The 20,525-nt window shown below is 56.4% G+C and carries 14 protein-coding genes; 9 read left to right on the top strand and 5 right to left on the bottom strand.

The features are described from left to right. Positions 1–7 precede the first annotated feature (7 nt). On the bottom strand, positions 8–808 hold the full coding sequence (sufC, locus tag DWX25_RS02890; RefSeq protein ID WP_006235561.1) for a Fe-S cluster assembly ATPase SufC: 801 nt from the start codon (positions 806–808) through the stop codon (positions 8–10). A 224-nt stretch (positions 809–1,032) separates the two neighbouring features. Between sufC and DWX25_RS02895 the strand changes: the two genes are divergently transcribed. The 3 genes from DWX25_RS02895 (at position 1,033) to DWX25_RS02905 (ending at position 5,382) form a co-directional block, all read left to right on the top strand. After that, a complete protein-coding gene (locus DWX25_RS02895; RefSeq protein ID WP_117798765.1) occupies positions 1,033–1,464 on the top strand; it encodes an Rrf2 family transcriptional regulator in 432 nt (143 codons plus the stop codon). A 139-nt stretch (positions 1,465–1,603) separates the two neighbouring features. Continuing rightward, positions 1,604–3,382, top strand: coding sequence for a hypothetical protein (locus DWX25_RS02900; RefSeq protein ID WP_117798767.1), 1,779 nt, complete (start codon positions 1,604–1,606; stop codon positions 3,380–3,382). 203 nt (positions 3,383–3,585) lie between these two features. Next, positions 3,586–5,382, top strand: coding sequence for an AAA family ATPase (locus tag DWX25_RS02905; protein WP_117794641.1), 1,797 nt, complete (start codon positions 3,586–3,588; stop codon positions 5,380–5,382). A gap of 24 nt (positions 5,383–5,406) precedes the next feature. Here DWX25_RS02905 and DWX25_RS02910 read toward each other — a convergent pair whose 3' ends face one another. Both DWX25_RS02910 and DWX25_RS02915 read right to left on the bottom strand, forming a co-directional pair. Then, the gene (locus DWX25_RS02910) at positions 5,407–6,426 is read right to left on the bottom strand and encodes a glycosyltransferase (RefSeq protein WP_117798769.1); all 1,020 of its coding nucleotides are present in this window, start codon (positions 6,424–6,426) and stop codon (positions 5,407–5,409) included. Positions 6,427–6,596: 170 nt separating this feature from the next. Then, entirely contained in the window at positions 6,597–7,727 is a 1,131-nt protein-coding gene (locus DWX25_RS02915; RefSeq protein ID WP_117798771.1) for an acyltransferase, read from the bottom strand. A 112-nt stretch (positions 7,728–7,839) separates the two neighbouring features. Between DWX25_RS02915 and DWX25_RS02920 the strand changes: the two genes are divergently transcribed. The 5 genes from DWX25_RS02920 (at position 7,840) to DWX25_RS02940 (ending at position 14,750) form a co-directional block, all read left to right on the top strand. After that, positions 7,840–8,943: a glycosyltransferase gene (locus tag DWX25_RS02920; protein ID WP_117794644.1), complete on the top strand. Its 1,104-nt coding sequence runs from the start codon at positions 7,840–7,842 to the stop codon at positions 8,941–8,943. A 6-nt stretch (positions 8,944–8,949) separates the two neighbouring features. Then, positions 8,950–9,990: a glycosyltransferase gene (locus DWX25_RS02925; RefSeq protein ID WP_117794645.1), complete on the top strand. Its 1,041-nt coding sequence runs from the start codon at positions 8,950–8,952 to the stop codon at positions 9,988–9,990. Between the two features lie 74 nt (positions 9,991–10,064). Then, entirely contained in the window at positions 10,065–11,183 is a 1,119-nt protein-coding gene (locus DWX25_RS02930; protein ID WP_158557558.1) for a glycosyltransferase family 2 protein, read from the top strand. A 12-nt stretch (positions 11,184–11,195) separates the two neighbouring features. Further along, positions 11,196–12,263 carry a glycosyltransferase gene (locus DWX25_RS02935; RefSeq protein WP_117798775.1) on the top strand — a complete coding sequence of 356 codons (1,068 nt, stop codon included), beginning with the start codon at positions 11,196–11,198 and terminating at the stop codon, positions 12,261–12,263. Next, positions 12,264–14,750: a glycosyltransferase gene (locus DWX25_RS02940; protein WP_117798777.1), complete on the top strand. Its 2,487-nt coding sequence runs from the start codon at positions 12,264–12,266 to the stop codon at positions 14,748–14,750. It begins immediately after the preceding gene. On the opposite strand, the gene DWX25_RS02945 is transcribed toward DWX25_RS02940, so the two are convergent. After that, complete coding sequence (locus DWX25_RS02945) at positions 14,747–15,724, bottom strand: translation initiation factor 2 (RefSeq protein ID WP_117798779.1); 978 nt, start codon at positions 15,722–15,724, stop codon at positions 14,747–14,749. The genes DWX25_RS02940 and DWX25_RS02945 overlap by 4 nt on opposite strands. Beyond that, complete coding sequence (locus tag DWX25_RS02950) at positions 15,724–16,173, bottom strand: DUF4869 domain-containing protein (RefSeq protein ID WP_117798781.1); 450 nt, start codon at positions 16,171–16,173, stop codon at positions 15,724–15,726. Before DWX25_RS02950 ends, DWX25_RS02945 begins: the two co-directional genes overlap by 1 nt. A 1,074-nt stretch (positions 16,174–17,247) precedes the next feature. Here DWX25_RS02950 and DWX25_RS02955 point away from each other — a divergent pair. After that, positions 17,248–20,454, top strand: coding sequence for an N-acetylmuramoyl-L-alanine amidase (locus tag DWX25_RS02955; protein ID WP_117858838.1), 3,207 nt, complete (start codon positions 17,248–17,250; stop codon positions 20,452–20,454). Positions 20,455–20,525 lie beyond the last annotated feature (71 nt).

The raw sequence follows: 20,525 nt of genomic DNA on the forward strand, positions 1-20,525 counted from the left end.
CGCCCCTTTACGCCTGCTGCTCGGCAGCGGCGGCCTCGGCCTGGGCGCGCTGCTCGGCGGCCTCGCGCTCGAAGGTTTCAAAGCCGTTCTTGTCGATCCAGGGGATGAGCGAGGCGTCGTCCTCGCGCACGATGTGGCCCTTGACCATAACGTGGACGCGGTCGACATCCAGGTGCTCCAGGATGCGCGTGTTGTGCGTAATGATGAGCATGGAGCCGTCACAGCTCTTGCGGTAGGCGTCCATGCCGTGGCTGACGGTGGAAAGCGCGTCGACGTCCAAGCCCGAGTCGGTCTCGTCCAGGATGGCGAGCTTGGGCTGCAGCAGCAGAAGCTGGAGCATCTCGACCTTCTTCTTCTCGCCGCCCGAGAAGCCCACGCCCAGCTCGCGGTTGAGATAGGCGGTATCCATGTTGAGCTCGGCCGCGAGCTCCTTCACGCGGCGGCGGAACTCCTTACCCTTCATCTCCAGGCCGGGGCGGCCGGCGATGCTGGCGCGCAAAAAGCTCGACAGTGGCACGCCCGGAATCTCGACCGGGGCCTGGAAGCTCAGGAACAGGCCGGCGCGCGAACGCTTGTCGGTGGTGAGCTCGGTGATGTCCTGGCCGTCAAAGACGATGCGGCCGTCGTTGACCGTGTAGACGGGGTCGCCCATGACCAGGTGGCCGAGGGTGGACTTGCCGGCGCCGTTGGGTCCCATCAGCACGTGGGTCTCGCCGGCGGCGACGTTGAGGTTGACGTTGTGGAGGATGGTCTTCTCGTCCACGGAGGCGGTCAGACCTTCGATGGAAAGCAGCGGATTTGCGCTCATGCTGTCCCTCTCTGTATATGGTGTACTCATAGGTGTACTAAACCCTAGGAATCTTCTCGGAATAAAGTTACTATGGGTTCGGCTTTAGTCAAGGGAAAACCCGACTAATCCACTCGACTTTTCAAATTCTGGGACAAAATAACCTGTTGTGTTTGTCCCACTTAATTAAGATTTGGGACAAACAAACCTGGTTATGTTGTCCCAGATGCGATGGGAGGGTAGGTATGCTCATTTCTTCCAAGGGCCGCTATGCCCTCCGGCTGATGATCTATATCGCGGCGCTCGGTGACGCCGAGGGCAAGATTGCTCTGCGCGAGGTCGCCGACCGCGAGCGCATTTCGCAGAAGTATCTGGAACAGCTGGTTCGTCCGCTTTTGAAGGCTGGTCTGCTTAAGAGTGTGCGCGGCAAAGGCGGTGGCTACATGATGGCTAAGGACCCGGCCGAGGTGCGTGCTGGCGACATCCTGCGCGCTGTCGAGGGCAGCACGGCGCCCGTGGCGTGCGACGGTATCGACAACAGCTGCACCCGCAGCGATTTGTGCTCGACCGTCAAGTTCTGGCGCGGTCTGGACGACGTGATCGAAAAGTACGTCGACGGCGTAACGTTGGCCGACTTGGCTGCCGTTCCAGAAATTAACTTCGACATTAAGCTGTAGGTTGTACGCAATTCCTTAAGATTTTGCGGAGGGTTGTTGCCGTTTACCGAGGGGTTGTTGTGCAACAACGGGTGAGCTGCAATACTTAACTCTATCTTTGCAAACCGCACTTTAACTACACCAATGCAGGGAGGATCTTATGCAGCCTAAGCATTCTGCTATTGTCGCGGGCCTGACGCTGGCGCTTTCGTTTGGCGCCGTTTCCGCGCCGGCACCCGCCGCTGCCGAGGAGCCCACGCCGGGCGTTGCCTCGGATGCCACCGATATCGATAAGGGCCTTTACACCCAGCAGTCCTTCTCGGGCGTGCTGAGGTCGGTTCAGGGCGTTTCGTTTGTCAACGTGACCGCCGAGATGAAGTACTTTACCAAGTACGAGAGCCACGGCAACTATAACCAGGGCTTTTCGTATGGTGACGGCTACAACGCGCTGGGCTATTACCAGTTCGACCGTCGTTGGTCGCTCATTCCGTTTATGAAGCAGGTCTACAACTACAGCCCCGAAAAATACAGCATGCTCAAGGATGCGATTGATCGCGGCAGCGAGATTTCCAACGCGAGCAATGCCATGTACGAGAACGGCCAGCTCACCGAGCTGGGCCATATCGCGCAAGATGCCTTCCAAGGTGCGTACAACACCGATCCTGTTGAGTTCTCAGCACTTCAAGATGCCTATGCGTACAACTCGTACTATGCGGTGACCGAGGCGTGGCTCAAGAGCGGCTTGGGCATTGATGTTTCGGGCCGCGCCGATTGCGTTAAGGGCATGGTGTGGAGTATCACCAACATGTGCGGCACCGGTGGTTGCAGGGACTTCTTCCGCTGGGCAAACCTTTCTAACAGTATGACCGATCGCGAGTTTGTGACGGCGCTTTCCAACAGCGTGGTCAACAATGTCGCCACCAAGTATTCGAGCCAGCCCCAGTATCATGAGGGCTGGAAGAATCGTTATAAGAATGAGCTGAAGGACTGCTTGGTTTATATCGCTGAGGACGAGGCTGCCGCTGCGACGCCCGTGCAGCCCGAGCCTACGCCGGCGCCCTCGCCGACACCTGATTCGAATGACGACTCGAGTGACGATGCCAACGATGACAGGATGGACGCGCCCTCGACCGATACTGACGGTGATGGTTCTGCTGGTGGTACTACCGACGACGGCTCTACCTCGAACGGCTCCGATTCGAACGGCTCTGCTGCGGGCGATTCGTCTTCAAGCTCTGCCGGCAATACGGACAGCGACGCTTCTGGTTCGACCGACGCTGACACCTCTGACTCATCCACCGGCTCGAGTGATTCGTCCGCTGACACCGGCTCTAACAACGGCTCTGGCTCTGCCGCAACCCCTGATTCCGATGCTTCCAAGGACGACTCGAATAAGGCGCCGGACACTCCCGTTGCTTCGCCGGACAAGAAGCCTTCTTTCTCCGTGCAGCTTGGTTCTACGCTGGGCTCTTCGCTGATGGCTGGTGTCAATAACGGCTCGACCCAGAACAAGGACAACTCTGATCAGGTTTCCACGGAAAAGACCGAGGCCGCAAAGGGCGACTCCAAGGACGAGGCTTCCGAGAAGACCGAATCTGATAAGGGTTCTAGCTCTGATGAGAAGGGCGACAAGTCCGGTCAGAAGAAGGACGAGAGCAAGACCGAGGGCGAAAAGAAACAGCCCGAAGACGACGACAAGAGCGGTGCTGACAACCAAGTCCAAGAGCAAAATGACTCCAAGACGGTGACCACTACAACCACCACGACCACCACAACCAAGTCCTCGGGCGGAAACATGCCCAAGACAGGCGATCTGATTGTGATGGCGAGCCTTGCCAGTGCGAGCTTGGCCACGCTGGGCGCTACGTCTATCGTAAGTGGTAAGCATAAGCTCGATCAGCAGAAGAGGGCTTCTGGGCAGAACGACTCCGAGGAGTAGTCCCTTTCGGTTGCCCGACAACTAAAGATTCGCAATGGGGGCCGGTGCAGTTGCATCGGGCCCCATTTTGTTGCACAACGATTTGTTATGCCCCCTCAAGGCCTTTGTTCCTACCGTTGCCCGATGCCTTTGCACGGATCCAGCGTTGCACTTGAACTGCTCGCTACAATGGGCTTCGTGCTGCGTTTTAGGGAGAAGTTACGGTGTCTGAACAGGAGTATTGCAACAGTGACGATACTTTTGGCGTACGGCTTGTCAACCATGTCGATGATGCGGTTTTGCCGGTCGGTGTGCATGATTTTGCCGATGCCATTGGTCGTTGCATGCTGGTTGACAAGACCATGTTTATTGCCGATGTGTTGGACTGCGACGCGTCCGTTGTGGTGTGCTGTCGACCCGAGGGTTTTGGCAAGAGCATGAACTTGTCGATGCTCAGGGCTTTTCTGGAGCGTCCAGCGGTCGGTCGCTCTGGTCAGCGTTTGTTTGCCGATGCTCAGATTTGGGATGCGAACGGCGGGCGCTATCGGGATGAGTATGCTTGCTATCCGGTGATATCGCTGGACTTTTCTGGCGCTGGGAGGCGTGGCCCCGCTGTTGCCGGCGTCGTGCGCGATGCCCTTTCGGGCGAGTGCGCTCGCTTGTTGGCGCTCTTGGAGGCTCCGGATTTAGCTCGAGATAAGGTGCGTCACATCGAACGTGTCGCGCGTGGCGTGGCGAGCGCGGACGAGGTTGGCTCGGTGCTCGGTGTGCTCATAGAGCTGCTGGAGATTGCCTGCGATGAGCAGGTTGTATTGCTCGTTGATGGGTACGATGCGGCGTGGTCTCGCCGTGCGAGCGCGAGGGACGCTTCCGACGCCGATCCGGCAGAACTACTTGACCGTGCGCTGTTTGACGCCATTGCCACTGCGCGCGATTCGTTGCGGCTGACGTGTCTGATGGGGGAGTGTCCCGGTCCTGCCGAAGCGGCGCTTTCTTCGCGCGGCTGCTCGTATTGTCTGACGACGCCGCTGTCGGCGTGGTGTGACCGTTGGTTCGGTTTTTCGGATGCCGAGGTCGAGGCTCTTTTGAATCATGCTGGGCGCGAGGAATACCTGAATGATGCGCGTGAATGGCTCGAGGGGTATCGGTTTGGCAGGGCCTATTGCTCGAGTCCAGAGCGTGTGATCGGTTTTCTGGGCCGAGGCTGCACGGCGCCTGTGCGTGCCGATCTGTATGGATATGCCGATTGCCTGAGTAGGGTAGTTGCCGGGTGGAATCTCGACCGCCTTTCGGTCTTGTTTGATTTGCTCGAGGCCCATGGGTGCGCTGAGGCCCCGCTTTGTTTGGGCACTGCAGAGCCAGATGTCTCGCCTGACGATGGCATGTGGACAGCGCTGTATCTGTCCGGTTTTCTCACGACGGATATGACTGAGGAGCCAGAGCATGGCGATCGCTTCCGTGCTTTGCGATTGCCCAATAACGAGCTTCGCCAGGCCTTGCGTCTAGTGATTATTGAGTGGTTTGAGTGCGCTGCAGAAGACATTCGAGACGTCGATGCGTTTCGCGACGGGCTGTGCCATGGGAACGAGGATACCGTGAGGCGGGCGCTAAGCCGCATCTTGGGAGATGCGGGAATCGGTGCGACCGACCCAGATACACCGCTGCCATATCACCTACTCTTGCAAGGACTCTGCTTTGGATTGCCGGGCTATGCCAATCCTGCTTCGAGGCGAAAGTGTGGCGCGGATCGCTGGGACATCCAGGTTTTTCCTACGGGCGCCGCGTTCGACATAGCCGATACGATCGGTATGCTCGATGAACGTCCGCTGATAACGATCAACATGATGTATGACCCCGGTGTGGATGCGCTGGGCCTGGAATTGCTGGCCGTGCAGGCGCTGCTCGACATAGAGCGCGACGGCATCGACGAAATCCGTGTGCCGCGACCCGGCGTTGGCCGCATGCGCTGGGGGTTTGGGTTTGATGGACAGCATGTGGCTACGGTGTACCAGCGGCTTTAAGCGCTGAGGTGTTTCCGGCTTCCGTTACTCGGTGTCCTTCATGGGTGGCATGGGCTTCCAGTTGGGATCCTTGATGATCTTGCGGGCGTCTTTCATGCCACGGCGCAGCGCCGGAATACCGGTCTTATAGCACTTATCGACCGCAGCCAGGCGAATGAATTCCTTGCAGAAGGTCGCGGCATTGCCCAGGCGGAACAGCATGGGGTGGTAGTCACCGTAGATCTGCATATAGCGAGCGAGGAAGCCTCGGTTGCGCATGATGTAGTAGCGGTTGGTGTCGCTCGTAGAGTTGAGCTGGCGCTTGCCGGCGATATCCCAGTTAGAGACGGCGCGGGCGCGCTTGAGCACCACGTCGGCCACAACGGCGGCGGGGAAGTGCTGGCTGGCCACGTAACCATAGCAGGCATCGTCGCCGTAGATGAAGAATCGCGCATCGGGCAGGCCGATCTTGTCGACCACGCGGCGCGAGAACATGCCGCCCTCAAAGCATAGCTGGTTCATGGCGCGGTAGCCCTCGGGTCCCAGGTCCCACTTGGAGACAGGGTTGGGAATGCCGAGCGAAAGGATGAGTTGGTATTGCCAAAAGAAGGCGCCGCCGTCAAAGTCCAGGCGCGAACCCTGGATGACGTCGTAGCGGTCGGTCCACTTGGCAAGACGCTCGATGCCTTCGGGGATGACGAGCACGTCGTCGTCCATCACCCAGAACCATTGAGCGCCCAGGTCGTAGGCGCATTTAGTGCCGGCGGAGAAGCCGCCCGCACCGCCGCCGTTTTCGAGCTGCGGGGCGTAGATGACACGGTCGGTGCCGCCCTGCGCGTCAGGCTGCTCGGTGTCGATGCCCCACAGGTTGGCCAGGCGCTCGTTGAATGCGGCGCACATGGCCTCGGTCTCGCGCGAATTCTCGTTATCGACAATCACGATGCGCCAGGGCGTTGCCGTGAGCTCGGTCATGGAGTCGAACAAGTTGGCCAGGAGTTCCTGGCGCTTGTACGTAACGACGACGATGGCGAGCTTGTCGATGGGGGCGGGAAGGGTTGAAGGCATGGGGCAATATATCCTTTCACGCGCGGCTGGCGATCGCTGCGCGGAAGCTATCGAATACGTCCTTGGGACTGTCTTATTGTAAAGGCTCGGCGCACCTTGACGGCAAGCTTTGAATAAAACGCAGGAACCTGCCACGGCTGTAGCGGCTTTAGCGTCTGACGGCAGCGTGTCTATTGCCGCTTGAGCTTGCGAGCGATAAGGCTTCTAGCTGCGTCGATGGTGAGAAGTGTCAGGGCAAAGACGATGCTAATGACGGTACCCGTGACGATACATATAACTGCCGGGCTGTTTTGGCTGACCAGTATGTTTGCGAGCAACGTATTGAAGACGGGACGCCACAGGCTACTGGTGAGCGACTGCATCACATAGAAACCGAGCGTGGCGGTCGATAAGGTGACGATGGCACCTGCAGTCCGCGAATTGCCTGAGGCACTGCGTCGGGTAGCCGCAAAGAGCAGGGAGGCGGCAGCGAGGGCAAACGAGATCAGCGAGGTCGATTTGTAGGAGAGGATTGTCATCGCCGTGAGGTTGTCGGTGAAGGAGAGTGCTCCTTCCAGGATGATGGTGAGCACCAAAACCGTTACGAGCGAGCGCATGCCCAAGGCGCCCACCCTGTCCGAATCCATGACATCGGTAACGTCGCGGAGCAGTCCGCCGATCAAAAACGCGACTACGTACGTGGTAGCGCTCATGAGCTTTTGGAGCCAAGAAAACTCGCCGGCGCTTGTCGCACTCATGGCGGCCAAATACCCGTTAGCAACGAATGCGAGGATGCTAACGGCGATGACCGTCGTCGTGTAGCTCTTCTGGGAGAGTCGACTCTTGGCCAGTCCAAACCATGGCGCCATGAAGACCGTGGCGGCATAGACCCAGATAAACTCAAGGCCTAGCGTGTACCAGTAGTGCGTGTTGAGGGTAACATCGGGAATGGGGGAGGCGACCGTGGACCACGCGAGTGCCACGAGGCAATAAAACACAGTGGGCAAGATGACCTTGCCAAGGCGCTGCGCCGTCCGTTGCATTTGCGACTTCCATGTTGCTCCATCGTCCCAAGCGCGCGCGGCCGAAGCGATGAGAAAATAGCCCGAGATCATAAAGAAGACTTCGTTGGCCCAGCAGCCGAGCAGGTTGATGAATCCCAGCAGTCCCGAGTAGGGGAAGGCGGCGAGCGGCGCATATTCCACGGCGCCGACGCAGGTCGCTTGGAAGGTCCACTGAAACGTGTGGAATATCGCAATCCCGGCGACCGCGACCAAGCGCAGCGCTTCGATGGATATGTTGCGTGCGGCTTTGGGCTGCATGACGTCCTTTCGTATCGGTTTGCCTCTGCGAGCTCCATAGATTATATAAACGCCCGCTGGCGCGCTGACCCTTTGATACCATGAAACGACAGGTATTTCCTAAGGAGCACATTTGTCTACTAACGCCTCTGGCAGCCCTGTTCTGTCGCTGCTTATTCCCATTTACAATGTTCAGCGCTACCTGCGCGAGTGTCTCGATTCCGCCCTGGCGCAGACGCTCAAGGATATTGAGATCATCTGCATTAACGACGGGTCGACCGACAACTCGCCGGCGATTATCCGCGAGTATATGGAGCGCGATGGGCGCGTCAAGATGATCGACAAGGCCAACAGCGGCTACGGCGACTCGATGAACCACGGCCTGGAGATGGCGCGTGGCAAGTACGTTGGCATCTTGGAGTCCGATGACTTTATGGCGCCCGACGCACTCGAAAAGCTTGTTTCGGCCGCCGATAGCAATAATGCCGACTTTGCGAAGGCGAACTTTGATTTCTACTGGTCTAAGCCCGAGGAGCGCCGTTCGCTGCACGAGATGTTTAAAGCCAAGGACTGCGGCAAGCCAGTGCACCCGAGCGATACGACGCAGTTCTTTAAGCAAAAGCCGTCGATTTGGTCGGCCGTGTACCGTCGCGATTTTCTTGACCGCAACGGCATTAAGTTCCTGCCGACTCCGGGGGCATCCTTTCAGGACACGTCATTCGCCTTTAAGGTGATCGCGTGCGCCGATAAGGCTGTTTACCTTCATGATGCCGTGTTGTCTTATCGCCAGGACAACGAGAATTCCTCGGTCAATTCTTCGGCTAAGGTCTTTTGCGTCAATACCGAGTATGCCGAGATTGAGCGTTGGATTCGAGAGGATTATGCCCGCGACCACGCAAGTGATGACGTCGCGCGCATGCTCAAGTTCAATCAGCTCATTAAGTACGATTCGTACATGTGGAACTACGTGCGCCTGGCGCCTAAGTTCTATAAGGAGTTCCTGGTTCAGATGGCCAAGGAGTTCCAAGCGGCCTTGGACGCCGGGGACTTTTCGCTTGACGACCTCAAGCCGTGGAAGCGCGCAAATCTCGCTGCCATCCTCAAAGATCCTGAGGGCTGGGTTGACGAGCATCCGAGTTTTGCGACGGATGGTGCCTTGGGGCGTGCTAAGTATTACGCCTCGGTTGGAGGCCCAGGCGTGGTTGCTGCTTTCCTCATCGAATCGCTGAGGGGGTAGGTCGGCATGGGAGAGGCCTCGTGTCCTAAAGCTACCATTGTCGTCCCCGTTTACAACTCTGCGCGCTCCATTCAGCGATGCCTCGATTCGCTGTTGGCCCAGTCCGAGCGCTCGATTCAGGTTGTCTGCGTCAACGACGGTTCGACCGATGATTCGTTGAACGTGTTGCGCCAGATTGCGCAGGCCGACGATCGCGTACTGGTGATTGACCAGGAAAACGCGGGCGTCTCGTGTGCTCGGAATGCCGGTATCGATGCCGCCGAGGGCGAGACCGTCTTTTTTGTGGACGCCGACGATTACATCGATGCTCAGATGGTCGAGCGCGTGCTGCATGCCATGGAGTCTGCAGATGCCGAGGCCGCCGTTTTTGGCGGCGTCTGTGAACCTGCCGATGCTGCCCCCAAACGCGTCCAGCAACTCATGAGCCCCAAAGCTGGTACCTTCGGCGCCCGTGATCCCCAACTGCTGTTCCATTCGAATGCGCAGCCCTATGCCTGCCGCGCGGCTTTTTCGCGCGAGCTGCTCAATCGCGAAGGCATTCGCTTCGCCCCCGGTTTGGCTTTGGGCGAGGACGTCGTCTTCCAATTTGCGGCTTATGCGCTTGCCCACAAGACCGTCGTCATGCCGGACAAGTTCTACCACTACGTGATGGAGAGTGAATCGGCGACGCACGAGTTCAACAGTGTCGAGGCTCGCGCCAAAAAGCTCGATGCCCATATGAGAATGCTCGAGGAGGTCTTGGAGGACTGGGCGGCCTACGGTCTTTTGGACCTGTGTCCCGGCGAGCTGATAACTTGGTTTTTGGACCTAATTGTGTTCGACCTGGCGCGCTTGGATGCTGATGACTTCCAACGCGTGGCGTCTCGCGTCAACATGGACCTCACGACGTTTTTGGGAACGGCGTGGGCGGATATGCCCGCCAAGGGCGCCGTTTGCCGTGTTGCCCACAAGCTCGTTGCGGCGACCTCGGGCGTTTCGATGGCAGACGCCACGCTGTTCTATCTTTCGACTCGCGGTCTCAAAGCCTGCCTGGAGCGCTTTCTCTAATTCCAAGCGCTGCCGCCCGCCGCAACTCGGCTGTTAAAATAACCCTGTTACACGCTATTCAACAGGAGGTTCTCTTGCAGAACTCTGATACCCCTAAAGTTTCGCTGCTTGTCCCCATTTGCAATGTGGAGCGCTACTTGCGCGAGTGCCTCGATTCCGCCGTGGCGCAGACGCTCGAGGACATCGAGATTATTTGCATCAACGACGGCTCTACCGATAGCTCGGCGGATATCATCCGCGAGTACATGGAGCGCGATGGGCGCGTCAAGATGATTGACAAGGCCAACAGCGGCTACGGCGACTCGATGAACCGCGGCCTGGAGATGGCGCGCGGTGAGTACGTGGGCATCCTTGAGTCCGACGACTTTATGTTTGAGAATTCGCTCCAAAAGCTGGTCGCCAAGGCCGATGCTGAGCATGCCGATGTGGTAAAGGGCGACTTTTACCTGTATTGGTCCACGCCCAGCGAGCGCCGTGAGCTGTTTGGGATTATTGACGAGCATATGACGGACGCGGCGTATCGCCCCGTCGATCGCCCGGGGATCTTCTACCGCAAACCTTCCATTTGGTCGGCTATCTATCGGCGCGAGTTCCTCAACGACAATCAGATTCGGTTCCTTCCCACGCCGGGTGCTTCGTATCAGGATGCGGGTTTTAACTTTAAGGTCTGGGCATGCGCCGAGCGTGCCGCGTTTATCGCGGACCCCATTTTGTGCTATCGCCAGGATAACGAGAAGAGCTCCGTTAATTCACCCAACAAGGTGTTTTGCGTTTGCGACGAATATGCCGAGATGCAGCGCTTTTTGGATGAACGTCCCGAGCTCAAGGCTCAGCTTCAGGGTATTTTAATGCGCATGAAGGTCGATACGTACCGTTGGAATGATGAGCGTCTGGTCGATGAGTTGCGCGAGCAGTTTTGGGAGAAGGCCTCTCCCGAGCTCAAGGCCGATTGGGATGCCGGTCGCTTTGACCTGTCGCTGTTCGATCCGCGTGGCGAGACCGACTTTCGCCTGATGGTCAAATCGCCCCGCGCCTATATCGATTCGCGCTTTGACTTTAAAAAGCCGGGCAAGATCAATACGTTTAAGCACTACTTTAAGATTGGTGGGCTGCCGCTGGTCTGGCGCGTGCTGACGTATCAGCGCACCTACGGTGATAATCCGCACCCCGATGACGTTCCGGTCGCACAGTAGGAGCACTTGACTATGGCTACCCCCAAGATTTCCGTTGTCGTTCCCATCTATAACGTGGAGGAGTGCCTGGCCTGGTGCCTGGACTCCCTGCTTGCGCAGGACATGCCCGATTGGGAAGGCGTGCTGGTCAACGATGGCTCGCCGGACGGTTCGCGCGATATTGCGGCTGCCTATTGCGAAAAGGACGCGCGCTTTACGCTGGTCGATAAGGAGAACGGCGGCCTGTCGAGTGCGCGTAATGCAGGTATCGCCGCGTCCACGGCGCCTATCGTTGCGTTTTTGGATTCCGACGACCGCTTTACGCCCGATGCATGCCGCGTGATCGTCGATGCCTTTGAGCGCGAGCGCTGTGATGTTTTGACCTTTGGCGCGAATCCGTATCCGCTGGAGGCGGGGTATCCGTGGCTTAACTATGTGCTGAGCCCGCGCGATGTGTCGTTTGAAGGCTATAGCTCCGGCCTACTGTTTAAGGAAGCATCTCGCCCCTTTGCATGGCGCACTGCCTGCAAGCGTGAGTTTTTGCTGGGTAACGGGATCGTGTTCGACGAAACCGTCAAGTATGGCGAGGACCAGGTCTTCGATTTTGCCGTGTACGGTCGTTCGCGCAAGACCGCGCTTATTTCGAACAAGCTGTATGACTACCGCGTGGCGCGCAAGGGCTCGCTCATGGACACCATGCGCTATGACGACGAGACGCGACTGCTGGAGCACGTGAAGATTTACTCCGCGGTGCTGGCTGACTGGCAGCGCGACGGTCTCGATGCTCAGCATGCCGATGACCTGACGTACTTCCTCTGCGATCTGGTGCTGTACGATGCGCTCAGGTTGTTGGGTTCGGACTGCGGCAAGGTGTTTGCTGCCGTTGCCGCGGCGCTTGCCGGTTCTGCCGTGGGCGGCGATGCTGCGTTCGCGCAATGTGCCCCGTCTGTTGCCGCTATGGTGCGTGCGGCGCTCGCCGGCAAGGCCCCCAATGCCCGTGCATGCAAAAAGCTCATGTTCGATTACGACGTCTTGAGGTTTGGGCGCCTTGGTGCCTGCAAACGCATGGCAGCGAACGCCCTGGGAAAGCGAGAAGTGTAGATGAGTATCAAGCGTTTGGCACTTTGCCGTAGTCGGGGCCGTCTGTTTGTGCTGCTTCGTTTTGCCGGTCAGGATATCGCCGCACTTATTGAGCGGGAGGGTTCTCAAGCGTTTGCCCATGCGACGACGAGCGGTTCTTGTGTGCCGTCGCTGGTGCTCCCAGTCGATCATGGCCGTGTGTTGGCGCTTTGCCCTTCCGTTTCCGATTACGAGCGCGAGCTCGCCGTCTTGGTGCTTCCGTTTTTGGATGGCTCGTCGATGGATGTCGTTTTCGCATCCGGTGGCCAAAGGTTGGGCTCCATTCGCCTCGATAGCCGCGTGGCCAAGCTGGAATCCAAGATTAACTACAAAGCAAAGCCTGCGCTGTGCGCGCTTATCCGCGACGCGCAGCGTGGCGAATGCTGCGGTCGCTACGAGATCGATGCCATTCGCTATTTGCCGGCAGACGCCGGCGCGGTGTGGCGTTATGAGGTTACCTGGGCGGGAGACCCCCAGTGCGCGCCTGAGCTCCAGATCTTCGATACGCATATGAATGCCATCGATGCTACCGTGCATGTGTTTGAATCGCAGGTCGATGTGCCGCAGCGCAACGGTTGCCACGTCAATAAAACGTATCTGAGCGTTGAGATGCCTCAGGATATACGAGATTTTGTCGCGATTGTGAGCGATCCCACGGAGCAGATTCAGAGTGGTTTTTGCGCTATGGATGGTCGCCTGTACAACGGCATGGTCGACGACAGCTGGAACCGCATGAAGGATGCGCGTGCAGACGACGCGGCTTATCGACGTTGGTTTGAGCAGCATCGCGCAAAACCGGGCGATTTAGCGTGCCAGCGTGTCGCTTCGGTGGCTTTTGCCTATAGACCACTCGTGAGCATTGTGGTGCCGTGCTACAAGACTGATCGGGTCTACCTGCGCGAGCTGCTGGACTCGGTGCTAGTCCAGAGCTATGACAACTGGGAATTGTTGCTTATGGACGCCTCGACCGAATGGGACGCGGTGTCCAATCTTGCGGCAGGCGCCCACGACGAGCGCATCCGTCGCATCGAGCTTCCCGGCAACGGCGGCATTGTGGTCAACACCAACGCTGGTATTCAGCAGGCGACGGGCGACTACATCGCGTTCTTGGACCATGATGACATTCTGGAACCGGACGCGTTATTCCACTATGTTGCCGCGCTGAATAAGGCGGCCGAGGGCGAGCGTCCCCAGGTCCTGTTCTGCGACGAGGACATGTTCCAGAAAACGGGGGAGTGGGGCCAGCCGGTCTTTAAGACCGTACTCAACGTCGACCTGCTCTATAGCCATAACTGCGTGACGCATTTCCTGATGGTGGATAAGGCGCTCATCGATCACATTGGCACGTCCCCAGAAGACGTTGCGGGTGCCCAGGATTACGACCTGACGCTTCGCTGTCTTGCAGCCGGTGCGCGCTTTGAGCATGTCGCGCACGTGCTGTATCACTGGCGCGTGCATCCCGGTTCGACTGCCGACGGTTCTGCCGATAGCAAGCCGTATGCTATTGAAGCCGGGCGCCTTGCGCTTCAGCGCCACTTTAACGCGCTGGGCATTTGCGGAACGGTCGAGGAGACCGAGACGCCGTTTGTCTATCGCATGCGCTATGCGCTGCCGGAGTCTGCGCCGCTGGTGAGCATTGTGATTCCCACCAAGGACCACGTTGAGACGCTCGATGCCTGTGTGATGTCGATCGCTCAGAAGGCAACGTATGCCAACTACGAGATCGTCTTGGTGGAGAACAACAGCGAAGCTCCGGAGACGTTTGCGTATTACGAAACCCTGCCAGAGCGCGTGGCTGCAGCATCCGAAGGCAAGGGCATCGCGCGCGTTGCGTACTGGCCGGGTGAGTTCAATTACTCCCAGATCATTAACTTTGGCGTGGAGCATGCCAAGGGTGATTACCTTCTGTTGCTGAACAACGATACCGAGGTCATAAGCCCCGACTTTATCGAAGAGATGATGGGCTATCTGCAGCGTCCCGATGCGGGCGTGGTGGGCGCCAAACTCTACTTTGCCGATCATCTGGTGCAACATGTCGGCATTTTGGTTGGCGTGCGTGGCGCACTTGCCCATGCCAACCAAGACTTCTCGGCAAAGCGCGAGGGCTATCTTGCCCGCGCTGTGCGCCCCGGTAACTTCAGTGCTGTAACGGGCGCCTGCCAGATGGTGCGACGCGACGTATTTGAACAGGTCGGAGGCTATAACGAGGAATTCGCCGTCGGTTTTAACGACGCAGACTTTTGCCTGCGCATGTGGGAGGCGGGCTACCGCACCATCTTTACGCCCTATGCCGAGCTGTACCACTACGAGTTCACCTCGCGCGGCAGGGAAGAGGCCAACGAGGAAAAGCTGCGCCGCTGGAAGCGCGAGCAGGCCCTGTTCGCGCAGCGCTGGCCTGAGTTCTTCTTGACGGGCGATCCGTGGTTGGGGCCGAACTTATCCTCCGACAGTGAGTACTTCTCGTTTTAGTGCGAAGTAATGCCAAGTTCCGGCAAAGTATCCTCAAGAGCTGCAAGAGCGGTGGGGTTCAAGTACTCCTCGTTCAAGCAGCTCTTGTCATATCGAAAACGTGTGTCTCGTGAGCATTCGATGAGTTCTGCAGTAAAGAACTTCTCCCAGCTAAAGAATTTTGAGCTTTCGATATGTTCAGCGGGGTTAAGCAGCATGTCCTTAATGTGTTTGCTGTTGAATAATCCCGACTTCAACACGAGCCATTCAAACGATTCCGGTAGGAATAGCTTGATGTTCTTTCGGCGCAATAGAGCAGCTGCTTCCGCAATTTCTGGTCCAAAGGCGGCACCGTCGGCAATCACGAGGATGTCGTTTTCCGGTGCGTCCATAATGCAGTTGCAAATATTTGATTTGCCTCCCGCGCTGATGCACTTAATGCTGCTTTTTTTGCATAGCAAACTGAAGAATTCGTAGCCCGAATTTGTGTCCTCGACGATGACAAGCTCGGGCCTCTCGCCTCTAAAATCAGTATCACCGTAAATACGATATGTAGAGGTGTAGACACGAGAGTAAACGGGATACTTCGTTGTGGTTCGGTTGGTGTTCTTAAGACCGTAGATTTCATCAACGCTATAGGGCAGTTGGCGCAGTGACTCTCTGGCGACGATTACGTAGTAGTTTGAGCTACGTTTTGCTTCATGGGCAAATTCTCTTGATCGAACAAAAGTATTGCCCTCATCAATAAAAACAATACTGCTGGAAATCTCTTGGAGATCTCTGCGCCAATATTTTCCAGATATTGTTTTACAGGGCACTTTGCAACTTACTGTTACGCCGCTTTGTGCCCCAAGCTCTTCGTGAGCTCCCACCATATCAAGCAGAGTTGTCTTGCCTGTAGCACTGTTACCTTGGATGATGGTCAGATTTCTATTGATGGTCAGTTTAAACTGAACCCGGTTATTTTGAATAATTACCTTGTATGATCCGCGCATCAGGAGTTCTCCCTTAGGCTTTTTCCAGCTATGGGGGCAAGGTCAAACATCGTGTGAACGACATCGCCTGTGTTCGCAATGACAGCCGTGAATTTGCCGTTTCCAAAATCCATTATGTGGTAGAGGTTGATCGTCAGGTCTTTTTGCGCGGCGATTCGCAGAATCCAATAAGCACAATTGTCACCACAGTTTGAGGCGTTATATACGTTCTCCGGCATAAAGTACATAAGCAGCAGTGTTTTGGTGCCGCTGGATAGTTTCTCGGGGGGAATGATGCCTAGAATCTTGGTATCGATTGCATTGGGGCCTACCACGGTGCCTTTGTCGATGGATTTAATGATCCTTTGAGCAAAAGAGTCTTGAAACCACTGGGGCGAATAGACGTTATCGAAGTAAACTGACGTGTTGTAGATAACTTCATCCATATCACCATAGTGAATCGTTAGCACGTTGGTCCCTTCGGATTGCTGGCTTTGCATTTGTAGAGTTTGATTATATCGCAGCACATGAGGCGGGCGTTATCGGCCTACGGTAGATGTGATTGATGACCCAGGTTTGAATTTAATTTGACCATGCCCGTGCGTAGCTTTCTTTAGTGGCTTGAGTTAAAGATAATAATCTTGAGCTAAGCTCCGTGTGGCGGCACGTAAAAGCTGTACTGTGCTTGGGCAGGTTAAAGTCCAAGACGATTAGATATCCGAGAGGATATCGAGCCCGCACCGGGGAGATAAGGTGAGTCTGTGCCGGGGACTATAATTTCGGTGACAACTAGGTTTCCGTGAGGATGCCGCGGCTGACGGCCAGCAGAAAACCGCCTCTTTGATTATCAGCCGGGGCTATCTCGGCTTTTTTGATTGGGGCGGTTGTTATGTTGCTGAATCTTTAAGGGACGAAGATTGTTTTTCAAAGGCCCACGATGTGCATCTGGTCACTCATATCTTTTCGAGACAGAACGATAAGAAGCTATATGATTCTCTTGTTTAAAGATGGTGAGTTCGATGATTCCCAGATTCCAAGAACTATTAGGTCTCTCCTAGATCCCTCTCTTCTTGCCCATTAGAAGATTCAAAGACGCGCGCGAGCGTTGCTTACTGGCGTTTGATTCATGAAGACCACGCTCTACTTTTCTTGAATGCGTTAGTCAGGCCACTCTTTCGATGAAGCCCCAGACGCCTCTGATACAAGCGAAACATTGGGGCATTTTGCTGTATTTCGCGGCTGCGTACACGCTTTCGTCGTCCGCCACGTGCTTAAACGAATTGCGTGCTTCAGTGGATTTTCGTGTCACTGGCGCTTGTGCTGTTTGGGGCGCCGCTAATTGCTTCAAAAACTAGAGCTAACACTGTGTCTATAGAAGGACTGAAAAACAAAAGTTTGCTGAGAACGTAACCTGCTTTTTATAAGAGCAGATTTCCGTCTGCCTTTATAACAATTCCCGCGCTTCGAATAACTGGACTTCCGATGCAGAAGGGATTGTAAGATAATCTTCTCTTAGTAACATCATTTGTGACGGGGGATTCGATATGAAAAAGGCATTGCGTGCCTCAACAGCTTTTTCTCTTGCTGGTCTTTTGACCATTTCATCCTTTATGGGCCCTGTGACTGCCGCCTACGCTGTGAGCAACGTCCCGTCTGCGGACGCTGCCGTGGACGCTGCGACTGCAGACAATGATGGCGTGGCCTCGCGTGATGCGGGCTCTGTCGATGTTGGCGCTGCAGATGACTCATCGTCGGCAACGAACGTTGACGAATCGGCTGATAAGGATTTTGGCGTTGATGTATCTGAGAACTATCAGCAGGCTGAACCGGTCGATTCTTCTTTCCAATATGTATATCTTGCCTCCCCGAGCCTTCCCAGCGGGACTGATCAGGTCGTTGCCTTTGCTACTCCCGATGACGACGATAGCCTTTCCTCCGCAACTCTCAACTATGTAAGTGCCAATGGGATTCAGGGGACTATTGAAGCATCTGGAACGGCTGACAATTCTGCTGCCTTTGTATTTGGCTCGACGTTGAAATCCAATACTTACTTTCTGACTTCGATAACCTATGTTTTGCGGGCCGATGACTCTGAGCATGAGTTGGATCTTTCCGACAGGGATTATTCGTTTACGGTCGTTGATAGCTCCGTGAGCTCCGAGGGCACTTCTGTTTACTATGCAGACGGTGATGGCAATGCCGTTGAGGCTCAATCAATCCAGCAGGCGTTGGAATGCGCTGATTCGCCTGATGGAGTATCTACCTACGCTGAGCGCTCCGCGCGTAATGTGGGGGTTATTGCACTTGACGCCGGACATGGCGGGGTGGATTCTGGCGCTCAGGGTAATGGCAAGAGTGAAGCCGACCTTACCTGGAAGATCATGACAGCCTGCAAAAATAAACTTGAAGCTTACGGCTTTAAGATCGTTCTTGCGCGCGAGCAGTCTGGCTACTATCCCAGCAATGATTATCTTTATCGCGTACAGCGCTGCATTGATCAGGGCGCGCAGGCCTTTGTTAGCTTTCACATCAACTCTGGGTCTTCTGGAGCTCACGGCGCAGAAGTTTATGCTCCTACCGCAAATGGCACCGACTACACGCAGGTCTCTGTTGAGCTTGCCAACAAGGTCATGAACAACCTTGCTGCTATGGGACTAACGTACCGCGGCGTATTTCAAATGGAGGTAGGCGACGAGTTCGCCGTTATCCGCTGCGCTCGCGAGCAGGGAATTCCAGGTATTCTTATCGAACATGGCTTTATCTCGAATTACGGTGATGTGGTCAACTATTTCTCGGACGATGGTTGCCGCCGTCTTGGCGAGGCTGACGCTGCCGCAATCATCGCGCAGTTCCCGCATCCCTACTCCGTCAATGGAATTTCCTTCTCGGAAGAACTGGGACATGCGGGGTCAACGGTAAAAATCGGTGTAAATGTTAGCGGCAAGACTGATGGCCTTAGATATAAGTTTGTTTGGCATAGGGCTGGGTCTGATTGGAGTGATTCCAATTGGGGTGTAATCGGTCAAGACTTAACTTCGCCGTCGATTTCTTGGACCCTGCCCCAGGCTGGTGAATATGAGATCTATGTTGATGTCATTGACTCCAATGGGTATGTGACTAGCACTTCTAAATACAAAGTTGTTAATTGGTCTCTTGAGTCGCTCGAAGTCTCGGGCGACGCCCGCTGCGGCAAGCCGGTCAAGCTGCAGGCCAAGGTGTCCGGCGACGCCTCCGGCCTCAAGTACAAGTTCGTCTGGGAGAAGGGCGGCTGGGCCAAGTGGGGCGTCGCCCAGCAGCCCTCCGCTTCCTCCTCCTGCGAGTGGACCCCGACCGAGCCGGGCGTGTACACCGTCTACCTCGACGTGATCGACGGCTCCGCCGAGAGGCACCTGACCCGCAAGGTCACGGTGGGCGAGCGCTACACCCTCGAGTCGCTCGACGTCTCGGGCGACGCCCGCTGCGGCAAGCCGGTCAAGCTCCAGGCCAAGGTGTCAGGCGACGCCTCCGGCCTCAAGTACAAGTTCGTCTGGGAGAAGGGCGGCTGGGCCAAGTGGGGCGTCGCCCAGCAGCCCTCCGCTTCCTCCTCCTGCGAGTGGACCCCGACCGAGCCGGGCGTGTACACCGTCTACCTCGACGTGATCGACGGCTCCGCCGAGAGGCACCTGACCCGCAAGGTCACGGTCGGCGAGCGCTACACCCTCGAGTCGCTCGACGTCTCGGGCGACGCCCGCTGCGGCAAGCCGGTCAAGCTCCAGGCCAAGGTGTCCGGCGACGCCTCCGGCCTCAAGTACAAGTTCGTCTGGGAGAAGGGCGGCTGGGCCAAGTGGGGCGTCGCCCAGCAGCCCTCCGCTTCCTCCTCCTGCGAGTGGACCCCGACCGAGCCGGGCGTGTACACCGTCTACCTCGACGTGATCGACGGCTCCGCCGAGAGGCACCTGACCCGCAAGGTCACGGTCGGCGAGCGCTACACCCTCGAGTCGCTCGACGTCTCGGGCGACGCCCGCTGCGGCAAGCCGGTCAAGCTCCAGGCCAAGGTGTCAGGCGACGCCTCCGGCCTCAAGTACAAGTTCGTCTGGGAGAAGGGCGGCTGGGCCAAGTGGGGCGTCGCCCAGCAGCCCTCCGCTTCCTCCTCCTGCGAGTGGACCCCGACCGAGCCGGGCGTGTACACCGTCTACCTCGACGTGATCGACGGCTCCGCCGAGAGGCACCTGACCCGCAAGGTCACGGTGGAGGGTACTCCAATTATGGGAAGTCTGCAGACTTCAGTTGATGCTATGGTGAACTTATATGAATCAACAGGACATACATATCCCTCAGACGAATTTATTTCAAAGGGAGCACCTACTATTCGCGATTTTTGTTCATTAATTGTCGAAGCCGCTGTTTCTGAAGGGGTTCGTCCGGAAGTTGTTTTTGCTCAGGCTATGCTTGAGACTGGATGGTTGCAATTTGGAGGTTCCGTAAAGCCGAATCAGTGCAATTTCGCCGGACTGGGCGCCGTCAATCAACAATCGGGAGGCGCTAGATTTGACGATGTATATCAGGGCTTGCTTGCCCAAGTCCAGCATCTTAAAGGATATGCTACTGGTGCGGCGTTGAATAACGCTTGTGTGGATCCTCGATATGAAGTCCTTCAGTCTAAGGGTTTTCTCGGAGTTGCGCCATATTTGGAAGATTTAAATGGCCGCTGGGCTGTTCCGGGTGACACATATGGTCAGAATATTGCGCGCATTATTTCTTTAATTGGCTAACATCAATATGAATTCTCTAGGTCGACTGCGCTGGTTGTAGTCGACCTTACTTGTATGGTAAATCTTGGCCT

This window comes from Collinsella sp. AF18-8LB (genome assembly GCF_003459795.1).
Lineage (GTDB): Bacteria > Actinomycetota > Coriobacteriia > Coriobacteriales > Coriobacteriaceae > Collinsella.